Consider the following 12,562-nt stretch of genomic DNA (forward strand, 5'->3'; position numbering starts at 1 on the left):
CACATCATACCTATACTTTTGAAATTTCGCATAATAATCCTTTAGAATTACAAAATATTGTTTTATCACTTCAAGATGATGGTAATTATAAAGCATTCCTAACCACTTATCAAATTACCAACCAAGAACGTATTGACCTTTACAATGGTGTTTCTGTAGATTTATCTCAAAGAACCTCAATAAAAGAAATTAACATCAACCAAGTGGAATATGCAAATAAAGTTGGGGGTGGTTGTTATGAATTAGAAAAAGTTGGAGAAGAATGGTGTAACCATACAGACCATACAGTTGAAGCTCACATTTTACAAGGAGGTTATTGCAACCATCCAACAAGTGTTTATGCTTGGGTAGAAGAACCTTGCCCTGGTGAAGAAACTGGTAGTGGGAGTCCTAATGTTCCCTTAAATGGCTCTGATGGGACTTTATACAATAATGGTGGGAATTCTAGTGCAGATGGTGGAACTATAACAACTTCACCTATAGCTTTAGAATGTGATAATTGCTCAAATTCTCTATCTTTAATTTCTAATTTAAATTTAACAGAACAATCACAAATAGATTGGGTAAATGATTCAGCTAATTTAATAGAAGTAAACGCTCTTTTTAATTTTGGAAATACAAAACAATGGTCTGATGACACTAAAACATTCATTAAATCTGTTGTTGAAATTTTATCACTAAAAGAGCTATCTCCTATAAATAATATAGATACTTTTAAAAATAGAATTTTAAAATTGACTTCTAAATTAAAATTATGGGGGAACCCTGAAGATCGAACTTTTGCAGACTATATCCAAAGTTTAGTTACAGATTTCAATAAAATGACAGTTGGTGATGTTTATGATATTTACAAATTAACTGATAAACAAACTAAAATATTAATTTGGAAATATGTTGCTGCTATTATTGTTCCTATTGCTGAAACTGCTTATCCTTTTATAGTTTATGCAGTAACAGAAGCAACTATTGGAGCAGCTCTACCTATGATATCTAGAATTCCTTTAGCAGCAGTTGTACGTGGTGCTAAACTTAATAATATGGTAAGGCAATTAGCTAAACTCGGTAAAGCAGGAACTAGTAGTCGAATAAGATTAATACCCAATGGTTCTTATGAAAAATCTTTAGCCTTATTCAATAAAATTACAAAAAATTCTATTTCTCCTGTAACTACCACAACCACAGCTAATGGAAGAATAATTAAAGTCGCAGATATGGGAAATGGTAATTATATTACATTTAGAAATTTTGATAATACTGGAACTACTAATTTAGTTGCTAATATTGATTTAAAATTTCCTTCAATTTGGACTAAAACAAGAGAGTTAAAATTCATAAGATAATGACTGAAATAGAAAAAATACAATATATCATAATAGATAATTCCTGCCATTTCGAGTATTTATATAGTTTTACGGAAAACATTAAAGAATTTTATCCCAATGCAAAGGAACAAGAAGTAAAAAGTAAAGTTCTTAGGATTATCAAAATTCTTTTATCAAGAAAAATATTGACTGTAGGTAATACAAAAACTTATGAATATTTCGATTTACCAGTTCATAAAGTTATTGAAAAAATTGATAAAATGTGGTTTGAAAATGCTTCACATACTGATTTTTTAAATATGGTATTCTTTTCTAGAACAAAGTGGTTTTCTCAAAAATTGGAAGAGCAAGGGTATGATTTTAAGAGTAATTGGCAAGAATATGTTGCAAAAAATCTTTGGCTTAAAAAAATCTTAAAAATTAGTAAAAGTGATTTAGAGTAAATACAAACCACAACCACGTATATAAAAAATAGCAGTTAAGTGCAAACTTCAAAGCTTGTGCTTTTCTGCTATTTTAATTTACAAACTGAAAATAAAAGTAATTTTACTCTGCTACTTTTCATATTGAAAAAACGTTAAAAAACCTACCCCTTATTCAACTCAGCAGCCTTTTTCTCGAGCTCTGTTTTAAACTCTTCCATAGCTGGTTTTACCTATTTTTTTAGTATCACTAGAATTTTTAACCCAGACCAAAAACTTTGTTTTTTAAAAAAACGAAATTCAGCTAAAAACACCTTAAATATAATCATATAAATATCAGCTATTTATAATTACAACCTCCCCATTGATAGGGAGGCTTACTCCCATAAATGGGGAGAGAAAATTTTCACCATAAATGGGGATTGACAAGCATCCTTTTTCACAATAGCTTTACAAAACAAATAATTGCTGATTTTTTTTTTAACCTTAAAAAGGTATTCGGATCACTAAAAAAGTTGAGTTTACAGTTAAAAACATATGGTTAATAGAGGTTTTTATTGAGATATAAGTGGTTGGTAGCCATTTGATGACATATCGCGTTAAAATTAAATGTTCATAAAAAAGAGAAAGTTGTTTATTTAATCAACAAAAGTCACTCACTTAAAGAGATTTGAACATTAAAAGTGAACAAAATATAAAAATTAAATGATTACTGAAAGGTCGAAAACTAACAGCTCAAGACCTCAATGGAGCAAAAATTATTTTAAAAATGAAAAAGGTATTATCAACTATTATGGTGTTAGCTTTTATGCTAACTTGTACACAAACATTTGCTTGGAAACTTTTCGGTTCTGAAAAGTATAAATTAACAAGTAAAGATGGGTGCACTGTAACAACCTACAAAAAAACATATTTTTTAGGTTTTGTTAGTTCACGTGAACCTCAAGATGTGCAATATATCTGTGGCCCAAATTAAATTTAAACAAGGCTGTTTTGAAATTTAATTTCAAAACAACCTATTAAAAATGAAAAAAATGAAAAAAATTTTCACTCTAATATTTTTACAAACAATAATATTATCATACGGTCAAAAAAAAATTTATGTTATAGACTCATTAACTAACAAAGAAATCGAGTATGCTACTATTAAATTCGATAAAGTGAATGATGGAACTTACTCTAATGAAAACGGAATTTTCCATCTACCAGATAATATTAAAAAAATTGAAATTTCTTGTTTAGGTTATAAAACTAGAAAAATAGTTAATTTACCAAATGACACTATTTTCTTAAAACCAAAAGAAATACAACTTGACGAAATTATATTGAAAAAAAATAAAAAAATTGTTTTTGGAAAGAAGAAAAGTAAATTAGATATAGGTTTCAGCTCGTATTCAGAAAGTGTAATATTTGCAAAGAAAATAGTTTTTAAAGATAATTTTTTTATAACTAAAGCACACTTTGATATCTTAAACGACCAAAAAGAGAGAAAATTTAGATTTTTAATATACGATTTAAATAAAAATTTAATGCCAAATAATAATATTTTGAACCAAAATATTATTTCTAAAATACAACCTTATGATAAAAAAGTTGAGTTAGATCTCGAAAAATTTAATATCTATTTAGAAAAAGGAGAATATTTTATAGCTATCGAAATATTTGATATGTCTAAAACAAATGGTAACTCTTCTATAAAACTTGGTTGTTATAAAACTTCAGAAAAAAATGAAAGTTTATCAAAACCTGTTTTTAATGAATCTGAAAATTGGAAGTCTATAAAAACTTATAATCAAAAGAAAGAATATTCATACAATTTTTATCTTACTCTGGAAATGTAAATAAAACAGCTACCAACACCGTATAAGTTTTATTGCTATTTATGGCAATTTTGGAAAGTTTTCGCATTCTTTTAATTCAATAATTATTTAGTAACAATGTGCTTTACCCATACGCAACAAAGCTTGTACAAACACGTTAAAAAACCTACCCTTTATTCAACTCAGCAGCCTTTTTCTCGAGCTCTGCTTGAAACTCTTCCATTACTGGTTTTACAGTACTTTCTGGGATGTCTGCTACTTTAATGTACATTAAACCATCTACAGCGTTGTTAAATTTTGGGTCTACATTAAAGGCTACCAAACGTGCATTTTGTTTTACGTATTTTTTAATCAAAACAGGAATTCTTAAGGCACCAGGCTCTATTTCATCAATAATTTTATCGAACTTTTGCATATCTGCTTTGGTAGCATCAAACACAAAATCTTTATCGCCATCTTTTAATTTTACCTTATATTCTTTCTTAGGATAAATGTATTGCGCAATATAAGGATCGTAATAATGCGATTTCATAAACTCGATCATTAACGATTTTGAAAAATCAGAAAACTGATTGCTAATTGATACACCACCCATTAAATATTTATGTTCTGGATAACGCAAGGTAACATGTACAATACCTTTCCAAAGTAAAAACAAAGGCATTGGTTTTTGTTGGTATTCCCTTATAATAAAAGCACGTCCCATTTCTATGGTGTTTTCCATCATTTGATGCAACTCTGGCTCAATTCTAAATAAGGTTTGTACATAAAACCCGTTAATACCATATTTTTTGTAAATTTCTTGGCCTAAGCCCATTCTGTATGCACCCACCAAACAATTAGCAACACTATCCCATAAAAACATATGGTAATAGTATTTGTCGTATTTATCTAAATCTATCGCTTTATTGGTGCCTTCACCTACTTCTCTAAAAGTAATTTCTCTTAACCTACCAATTTCATGTAACAAATTCGGAATGTCTTTTGCATTCGCAAAAAACACCTCATAATTTTTACTTTGCAATAACCTGCCTTTCTGTTCTCGTAAACGATTTACTTCTTTTATAAAAGAATCGATACTTTTTTGGGCAGTAATTTTTCTTGCTGGCTTTTTAATTTTTATTTTTTCTGTAGATAAAATTGCACTCTTTTTCTCATAAGGATTTGCCAACATGTAGGTTTTCTTTCTAAGAAAATCAGAAAAAGCGGCAATATTTGTAAACTCTTCTTGGTCTTTAACAGCAATCGGTTTTCCGATTCTAACCTTAATTACTTTTCCTTCTTGAGATATTACTTCAGAGGGTAATTTTGCAGTTCGTAAAGTATCTGATATTTTAGATAAAAAGTAGAAAAAACGACTGTTCTTGGCATGAAAATAAATAGGAATTACAGGAACGTTTGCTTTTTTAATTAATCGAATTGCACCTTCTTCCCAAGGTTTATCTACTTTTAATTTTCCATCTTGGTAGGTAGATACTTCTCCTGCAGGAAATATGCCCAAAGGTTTCCCTTCATTTAAATGAATTAATGCACTTTTAAGACCTGATACACTAGATTTTGCATCCTTTCTTGTTTCAAAAGGATTTACAGGCATTACATAGGGTTTTAAAGGCGCAACTCTATGTAATAAAAAATTGGCAATAATTTTATAATCAGCTCTTTTTTCAATCAGTAGTTTTAACAATAAAACACCATCTATACCTCCTAATGGATGATTAGAAATGGTAATAAAAGCTCCATCTTTCGGAATTCGTTTTAAATCTTTTTCTGGTATTTCAAAACCAATATTGCAATCGTCTAAAACTCCATTTAAAAAATCTAAATCGGTTTTAGTTTTATTGTTATTGTAGATTTTGTTTAAGGCAGAAATGCGTAAAACTCTAATTAGCAACCACCCTATAAAGGTTCCAATAAAACCAAGTTTTTGTAAACCAGCAACTTGTGCAATTTCTTTAGATGTTACTAATGCCATGAGCTTTCGTTAGAACTGAAAGGCAAACATAGTAAAAAAAACCAAATCGTAATTTTTTAATCTTTAAGAATTCGTTAAAGGTTTTCTTAAAATACTGATTAAAATAATACTTGAAAATTAATTAGGGCTCACAACGATTTGTGATGTTTCTTTATTTACTTGTGTTAACAAAGAATTTCCTTTTTCTTCTATGGCTTTTATAGCATTTTCATCAAAATGGCGTACTGTGTATAAATCAACTTCTTTTTGTACATCAATTTTAAATTGTGTTTTTAGCTCTTCATAAAAAGCATCGAACTTATTAAATTTATTGTCAATACAAACCGAAAAACTAATTGCTGAATTTTGAATTAAGTTTACTTTTAATTGATAATCGTGTAGTTTTTGAAAGATAAAACTAATGTTATTTTCTACCATAAACGAGAAATCTAAGGCAGAAATTGATACCAAAATCTGATTTTTCTTTACTATAAAACAAGGAATATAAGGTACTAATCTTGTACCTTTAGATACTTTTGTACCTGCTTCTTTGGGATGTACGAATGAACGCACCAACAACGGAATTTCTTTTCTTTCTAAAGGTTGTAATGTTTTTGGGTGAATTACAGAAGCTCCGTAAAAAGCCATTTCTATAGCTTCTTCATAAGAAATTTGCTCTAATAAGGTGGTCTCTGAAAATACTCTTGGATCTGCGTTTAAAACACCAGGAACATCTTTCCAAATGGTAACACTTTCTGCATTTAAGCAGTAAGCAAAAATACCTGCTGTATAATCTGAACCTTCTCTACCTAAAGTCGTTGTATTTTCGGTATCGTTAGCTGCTATAAAACCTTGTGTAATGTTTATTTTAGAGGCGTCTACTTTTTTGGTGATAAGTTCTTGTGTTAAATCCCAATCAACTTTTGCATCTCTGTAACTACTATCGGTTTTTATGTAATTTCTAACATCGAACCAAACATTATCTTGACCTAATTTTACCAAATATGCACTAACAATTTTGGTAGATAATAATTCGCCAAAACATATAATTTGATCGTATACATAATTATATCTTCGAGAAGTATTTCTAGACAAGAACCAACCTAATTCGCCAAAAAGAATATCAATTTCTTTATAAACCTCATCATCAGCATCAAATAAAGAACTCATAATATTTTTATGAAATTCTTCGATAAAATTTAATTTAGTAGGTAAATCTTCTTTTTTATGATAGTAGGCATCTACAACCTCTTCAAAAGCATTGGTTATTTTACCCATTGCAGAAATTACCACTAAAGTGTCTTTTGCACCTTCGTTTTTAATGATGTTTGCAACATTTTTTACACTTTCTGCATCTTTTACAGATGCACCACCAAATTTAAAAATCTTCATTTTCTAAAATATTAATTCATCAGCTAGGTTGTAGTACGAACTAATTATTTGTGCTAAACCTTAATTTCGGTATTTCAAAACAGGATAAATTTCGCCCTTTTTAAAATGAATTTTATCTTTAGGGAGTTGTATAAAAGCATCTGCATTTACCAAACTTGCCAAATCTCCAGAACCATTTCCTGTAACAGGTGTTGCAACTAATTGCCCTAATCTATACGTTAATTTTACTTGTAAAAAATACGCTAAATTAGGTTTAAACGTAATATCTGCATCTAAAATTGCAGTGGCTACTGGTTCATTTACCCCTACTGATTTGTAATACCAAGCGCAAAAATACGCCAAACAATTTACAAAAGTAGAGATTGGATTTCCTGGAAAAGCAAAAATAACAGCTTGTCTTTTAATGTTAAATTTTTTAGTTTTAGTTGCTTGCTCATCACTTGTAACTAAAATAGATTTACGACCAAACCAAAAAGGTTTTCCTGGCCTTTGCGCTACTTTATGGAATAGTTTTTCTACACCTAACTCTTCGAAAACTTCTGGTAAAAAATCAAACTTACCTTTACTTACGGCACCACTAAAAAGTAATACATCATAGGTTTGCAAGTAGTTTTCAATTTTAGATTTTAAAATTGGTTTATCGTCTGTAATATGTGCTGTTTCTGATGGAATTTTTAAGCGCTCTAACAAAGAAACCAACGTAAAAATATTACTTCTTCTTATTTGATGTGCTTCTGGAACTTCGTTTACACCCACCAATTCATCTCCTGTAGAAATAATCATTACTTTAGGTGGTTTGGCAACTTTTATGGTTGATTTACCAACAGTGGCCAAAACCCCAATTTCTGATGCGGAAATAATGGTGTTTTTGTTGATTAAAACATCACCTGATTTTCTATCTTTTCCTTGGATGTGGATATTTTGTTGGTCTTTTACCTCATTAATATTGATTGTTGCAATTCCGTTTTGTAGGCTAACATCTTCATACCTAACCACTACATTGGTGTTTTTTGGCAAAACTGCACCAGTCATTACTTCTACACAATTCTTTGGATTTTGTAGGGTAATTTGTGGACTTCCTGCTGGCTGAATGCCTTCAATTGTAAATGCCCTTTGTCCGTTTTGAAATGCATCAAAATCGATTGCAATTCCATCCATAGCAACTCTATTGAATGGTGGGAAATCTCGATCTGCAACAATCTCTTCCTTTAAAATTCTACCTACAGATTTTAAAAACGGAATTTCTTCTATACCAAAATTTTGAGTTGAATTTAAAACAGTTTCTAAGGCTTCTTTTACTGAAATCATTTTTAAAACGTGTAATTGTTTATTTGTTTAATCGTGTAATCGTTGTAACTTAAACAACAATTAAACTTTTACACGATTACACTTTTTTTTACCCACCAATTGTACTCATACTTTCAGAAACCCCACCTTTTTTTCGGTTGGCTTCTGCTATAAAACCGTTTTCTGGTTTTTCTTTTACTAAAGATAAAAACAATTCTTTTAAATCTTCATTAGAAGCTCCTTTTCTTATAAAATCGCGTAAATTAAAAACGCCATCATCAAACAAACAGTTTTTAAATGTTCCTGTACTTGTAATTCGAATTCGGTTGCAATCGTTACAAATAGTTCTTGTAAACGCAGGAATGATACCCACAGTTCCTAAATGATTGTCAATGGTATAATTTCTAGAAGTTGATGATTTTTCTGATTGTATTTCTTCTAAAGAAAACTCTGTTTTAATTTCGTCTAAAATCTTTTGAAACGTCCAGTTTTCTTGCATTTCACGCTGACCTTTTCCATTAAAAGGCATTTCTTCAATAAAACGAACTGCAACATTTTTATCTTTTGTCAATCTTACAAAATCAACAATTTCATCAGAATTAAAACCCGATTGTACCACTACATTTAGTTTTAAATTTAGTTGGCTTTTTTCTAACAATTCAAAGGTTTTGTACACTTCAGGAAAAACATCTCTTCTTGTAATTTTGGCAAACTTATCACGTTGTAAACTATCAATACTTAAATTAATGTTTTTTACTTTTTTTAGCTGTTCAATTTTATCAATATGATGCGAAATTAAGGCGCCATTTGTAGTAATATTTATGGCATCTAACAAATCGTTGTAAGACAACATTTCTAGAAACCCAACAAAATCTTTACGCACAAAAGGCTCTCCACCTGTTAAACGTACTTTTTTTACGCCTAATTCTGTAAGTACACGAATTAAACGATACATTTCTTTAAACGTTAATAGTTCTTGTTTAGGTACAATCTCAATTCCGTGAACTGGCATGCAATATTGACAACGCAAATTACACCTGTCTGTAACAGCCAAACGCACATATTCTATTTGACGACCAAAACCATCTATTAATCCGTTCATTTAATTGGGTAGTTTCTTGCTTACTAAACCATATAAAAAGGCCCCTAAAAGAGCGCCTAAAAGTATAATTAAAGCAGGTAAAAATTTGAATCCTAAAATTACAAAAACGGGTGCTGCACAAGCTCCTGAAATTCCCCAACCTAAACCAAATAACGTTCCACCAAAAATGGTACTGATAAATCCTTTTTTCTTTGGTGTTGGAATAATTTTGTTTCCATGAATGTCTTTTATTTTTCCGCTTTTAAAGAGTTGCATAATTATTGCGGATATTACAACTGCACCACCAATAATTCCAAACATATGAAACGATTGAAACTTGAACATTTCGTAAAATCTATACCAAGAAATGGCTTGTACTTTACTTAATACAATTGCAAAGAAAACACCTAATATTAAAAATTTTATATTTTTCAAAATGATATTTTTATAATTTATTTCCAATAATTAAAAGATGCTGAAACAAGTTCAGCATCATACCAATAATGTTTTAAAACAACACTGGTATAATAAACCAGGTTGCTATAATACCCCCAATAAAAAAGCCAATAACCGCTAACAAAGAAGGCATTTGCAAGCTACTTAAACCTGTAATGGCATGACCTGAAGTACAGCCACCTGCGTAACGTGTACCAAAACCAATTAAAAGTCCGGATACTAAAAGAATTAGAAATCCTTTTAAAGAAAAAACAACTTCATCACTAAAAATTTCATCAGGAAAATATTGGTTACCTACCTCTGAAAACCCTAAATTTTTGAGTTCCTGAACCGTTTTTGGATTTAAATCTATAGTTTGTTCTGGTATTAAAAATTTTGCAGAAATAAAGCCACCAATAATTAACCCTACAACAAATAGTATTGCAAAATCGCGTTCTTTCCAATCTTTTTTAAAATAGTCAGAAACCTTACCTGCACCAGCCATTGTGCATAAGGTTTCAAAATTTGTTGAAGCTCCAAAATTTTTACCAAAGTAAAAATACAATAGTAATGAGAGTGCAATTAATGGTCCACCTACATACCAAGCCCAAGGTTGTACTATAAACTCCATAGTTAAATATTCTTTTTTAGTTTCTTATTAGAACTTACAAGCAATTTATTATTGATTAAATAACTCATAATTCGTTTTGTAGCTCCCAAATTATCTTCAATATACTTTTTATTAATAACTCCTGTTAATCCTCTAAAGTTTTCATCATTTTTTAAATTGATAAAAGTTGCTGTAAACTCTTCTTGATTTTTGATTGAAATACAACCTCCAATCTTAACTAAATCTACTGCTTCCTTAAATTTGTCGTATTGATTACCTATAATTACAGGAATTCCGAAAGTTGCTGGTTCTAAAATGTTATGTAAACCGGTCTTTAAACCACCACCTACATAAGCAACATCTGCAGCAGCATATATTTTAGTAAGAATTCCAATGGTGTCTATAATAAAAACTTGATAATCTTTTAGAGGTTGCTCTGTTTTATTCGCAATGACATCAGAATACTTAATAACTTTTTTATTGATAGATTGCTGTAAATCTAAAATAGCATCAACTTTAATATTATGTGGTGCAATGATAACTTTTTCACCTACAGATGCATTATTATTGATGTAATTGATCAATAGTTCTTCACCTTCTGGCCAAGTACTTCCTGCAACAATGGTATATTGATTGTTTTTAAACTTATCAATAAAATCTAAAGTATTATTCTGTTCTAAAATTTTAGAAACACGATCAAAACGCGTATCGCCTGCAATAGTAGCATTGGTAAAACTAATCGTATTCAGGAGTTTTTTAGAATTTTCATCCTGTAAAAAAAAGTGATGAAAAGCTTGTAAGGATTTTCTCATAAAACCACCATACCATTTAAAAAATAACTGTTTATCTCTTAAAATTCCTGAAACTAAAATGGTTGGAACTTGTTTTGTATTCAATTCATTTAATAGGTTTGGCCAAAATTCGTACTTTATAAAAATTGCTAATTTGGGATTTACTTGTTGTACAAATTTTTTAGCATTGGATTTAGTGTCTAAGGGTAAATAACAAACTACATCTGCCAACTTGTAATTTTTTCTAACTTCATATCCTGAAGGCGAAAAAAATGTAACTAGAATTTTATATTGATTGTAATTGTTTTTAATTTCCTCTATAATGGGTCTTGCTTGTTCAAACTCTCCCAAAGAAGCAGCATGGAACCATATTACATTATCACCTTTTAATTTTGAAATTTTAGTAAAAGATTCCTTTCTACCGTCAACAAAAAGTTTTATTTTTTTATTGAAAATAGCTATTACAGGCAGCAGAATTTGAGCTTTAAAAACGAGTATATTGTATAGTAAATTCACAGAATGTAAAAATACAAAATAGATGTTTCAAAACACCACAAAAAAAGCTACTCATTTATGAGTAGCTTGTATAAGTACAATAAAATATTAAGTTATAATATCCCCCAACATTATATTTACAGATTATCGTACTATTGCATAAATTTATAATAAAAAGCTCGTATTTTTTAAAGAAATGTTCTAAACAGCAGTTATAATGTTCTAAAAATCGATAAATTGCTACAATTGCAATTTTTTTAGTACATTTTCCCTATACTTTTTTCCTATAGGAATCGTATAATCAGCTATTTGCACTGAGTTTTGATTAACTTTAAGAACATAATTACTGTTAACAATGTAGCCTCTTTGTATTCTTATAAAGTAATTATTTAGCTTTTCTTTTATTTCATTTAAGCTAGATCTAATTATGAATTTTTGTTCATTTTTACAGTAAATTTCTACATAAATATGATCACTTTTTATGAATAAAATGTCATCAAAAAGAATTTTTTTAAAACTATTTTTTTGTTTGATAAAAATAAAATTTTTAGCTGATGAATTAAGTTCTGTTTCTTTTTTTGAGAAGTTATGTATCGCAATTTCTATAGATGTAAATAATTCGTTTTTAGAAAATGGTTTTACTAAATAAGCATAAGGAGCCACTTCTTTGGCTGCATTTACGCTTTTTACATCGGCATTTGCTGTTAAAAAAATAAATGGAAAGTGATAGTCTGTATTTATGATTTTAGCCAAATCAATACCCGTTTTTTTACCTGATAAATGAATATCTAAAATTGCAATATCTGGTTTATTTTGCTCTATAGTTTTTACAGCTTCAGAGAAATTTAATGCGGGCTCTAAAACATGATATCCTAAATTTTGTAAAGTACTACAAATATTATCTGCAATAATAATTTCATCCTCTACAACTAAAACTTTTGTTTTGTTCATATATA

At 29.3% G+C, this 12,562-nt stretch carries 12 protein-coding genes; 4 read left to right on the top strand and 8 right to left on the bottom strand.

The annotated features are described in order from the left end of the window. The 4 genes from ACTG3V_RS03550 to ACTG3V_RS03565 all read left to right on the top strand — a co-directional run. A partial coding sequence (locus ACTG3V_RS03550; protein WP_439130758.1) for a hypothetical protein occupies positions 1–1,340 on the top strand: 1,340 nt, incomplete at its 5' end. Then, positions 1,340–1,765, top strand: a complete 426-nt coding sequence (locus tag ACTG3V_RS03555; protein ID WP_439130759.1) for a hypothetical protein — start codon at positions 1,340–1,342, stop codon at positions 1,763–1,765. The genes ACTG3V_RS03550 and ACTG3V_RS03555, both read left to right, overlap by 1 nt. Before the next feature lie 748 nt (positions 1,766–2,513). Then, positions 2,514–2,720, top strand: a complete 207-nt coding sequence (locus ACTG3V_RS03560; RefSeq protein ID WP_439130760.1) for a hypothetical protein — start codon at positions 2,514–2,516, stop codon at positions 2,718–2,720. A 58-nt stretch (positions 2,721–2,778) separates the two neighbouring features. Then, positions 2,779–3,585 carry a carboxypeptidase-like regulatory domain-containing protein gene (locus ACTG3V_RS03565; protein WP_439130761.1) on the top strand — a complete coding sequence of 269 codons (807 nt, stop codon included), beginning with the start codon at positions 2,779–2,781 and terminating at the stop codon, positions 3,583–3,585. 145 nt (positions 3,586–3,730) lie between these two features. Here ACTG3V_RS03565 and ACTG3V_RS03570 read toward each other — a convergent pair whose 3' ends face one another. The 8 genes from ACTG3V_RS03570 to ACTG3V_RS03605 form a co-directional block, all read right to left on the bottom strand. Next, positions 3,731–5,536 carry a GNAT family N-acyltransferase gene (locus ACTG3V_RS03570; protein ID WP_439130762.1) on the bottom strand — a complete coding sequence of 602 codons (1,806 nt, stop codon included), beginning with the start codon at positions 5,534–5,536 and terminating at the stop codon, positions 3,731–3,733. A 117-nt stretch (positions 5,537–5,653) separates the two neighbouring features. Next, positions 5,654–6,907: an aspartate kinase gene (locus ACTG3V_RS03575; RefSeq protein ID WP_439130763.1), complete on the bottom strand. Its 1,254-nt coding sequence runs from the start codon at positions 6,905–6,907 to the stop codon at positions 5,654–5,656. Positions 6,908–6,967: 60 nt separating this feature from the next. Next, positions 6,968–8,215 carry a molybdopterin molybdotransferase MoeA gene (locus ACTG3V_RS03580; protein WP_439130764.1) on the bottom strand — a complete coding sequence of 416 codons (1,248 nt, stop codon included), beginning with the start codon at positions 8,213–8,215 and terminating at the stop codon, positions 6,968–6,970. 88 nt (positions 8,216–8,303) lie between these two features. Continuing rightward, positions 8,304–9,296, bottom strand: a complete 993-nt coding sequence (gene moaA, locus ACTG3V_RS03585; RefSeq protein WP_439130765.1) for a GTP 3',8-cyclase MoaA — start codon at positions 9,294–9,296, stop codon at positions 8,304–8,306. Continuing rightward, on the bottom strand, positions 9,297–9,710 hold the full coding sequence (locus tag ACTG3V_RS03590; protein WP_439130766.1) for a YeeE/YedE thiosulfate transporter family protein: 414 nt from the start codon (positions 9,708–9,710) through the stop codon (positions 9,297–9,299). It lies immediately after the preceding gene. Positions 9,711–9,783: 73 nt separating this feature from the next. Beyond that, complete coding sequence (locus ACTG3V_RS03595) at positions 9,784–10,341, bottom strand: YeeE/YedE family protein (protein WP_439130767.1); 558 nt, start codon at positions 10,339–10,341, stop codon at positions 9,784–9,786. Between the two features lie 2 nt (positions 10,342–10,343). Then, complete coding sequence (locus tag ACTG3V_RS03600) at positions 10,344–11,627, bottom strand: 3-deoxy-D-manno-octulosonic acid transferase (RefSeq protein ID WP_439130768.1); 1,284 nt, start codon at positions 11,625–11,627, stop codon at positions 10,344–10,346. Positions 11,628–11,846: 219 nt separating this feature from the next. After that, on the bottom strand, positions 11,847–12,557 hold the full coding sequence (locus tag ACTG3V_RS03605; protein ID WP_439130769.1) for a LytR/AlgR family response regulator transcription factor: 711 nt from the start codon (positions 12,555–12,557) through the stop codon (positions 11,847–11,849). Between the last annotated feature and the right edge of the window lie 5 nt (positions 12,558–12,562).

The sequence above is a fragment of the Polaribacter sp. genome, from assembly GCF_965660385.1.
GTDB lineage: Bacteria > Bacteroidota > Bacteroidia > Flavobacteriales > Flavobacteriaceae > Polaribacter.

Coding starts and splice junctions, on each gene's coding strand:
- ACTG3V_RS03575 (WP_439130763.1), bottom strand. CDS start 6,907: ATGAAGATTTTTAAATTTGGTGGTGCATCTGTAAAAGATGCAGAAAGT.
- ACTG3V_RS03605 (WP_439130769.1), bottom strand. CDS start 12,557: ATGAACAAAACAAAAGTTTTAGTTGTAGAGGATGAAATTATTATTGCA.
- ACTG3V_RS03595 (WP_439130767.1), bottom strand. CDS start 10,341: ATGGAGTTTATAGTACAACCTTGGGCTTGGTATGTAGGTGGACCATTA.
- ACTG3V_RS03555 (WP_439130759.1), top strand. CDS start 1,340: ATGACTGAAATAGAAAAAATACAATATATCATAATAGATAATTCCTGC.
- ACTG3V_RS03570 (WP_439130762.1), bottom strand. CDS start 5,536: ATGGCATTAGTAACATCTAAAGAAATTGCACAAGTTGCTGGTTTACAA.
- ACTG3V_RS03580 (WP_439130764.1), bottom strand. CDS start 8,215: ATGATTTCAGTAAAAGAAGCCTTAGAAACTGTTTTAAATTCAACTCAA.
- ACTG3V_RS03560 (WP_439130760.1), top strand. CDS start 2,514: ATGAAAAAGGTATTATCAACTATTATGGTGTTAGCTTTTATGCTAACT.
- ACTG3V_RS03565 (WP_439130761.1), top strand. CDS start 2,779: ATGAAAAAAATTTTCACTCTAATATTTTTACAAACAATAATATTATCA.
- moaA (WP_439130765.1), bottom strand. CDS start 9,296: ATGAACGGATTAATAGATGGTTTTGGTCGTCAAATAGAATATGTGCGT.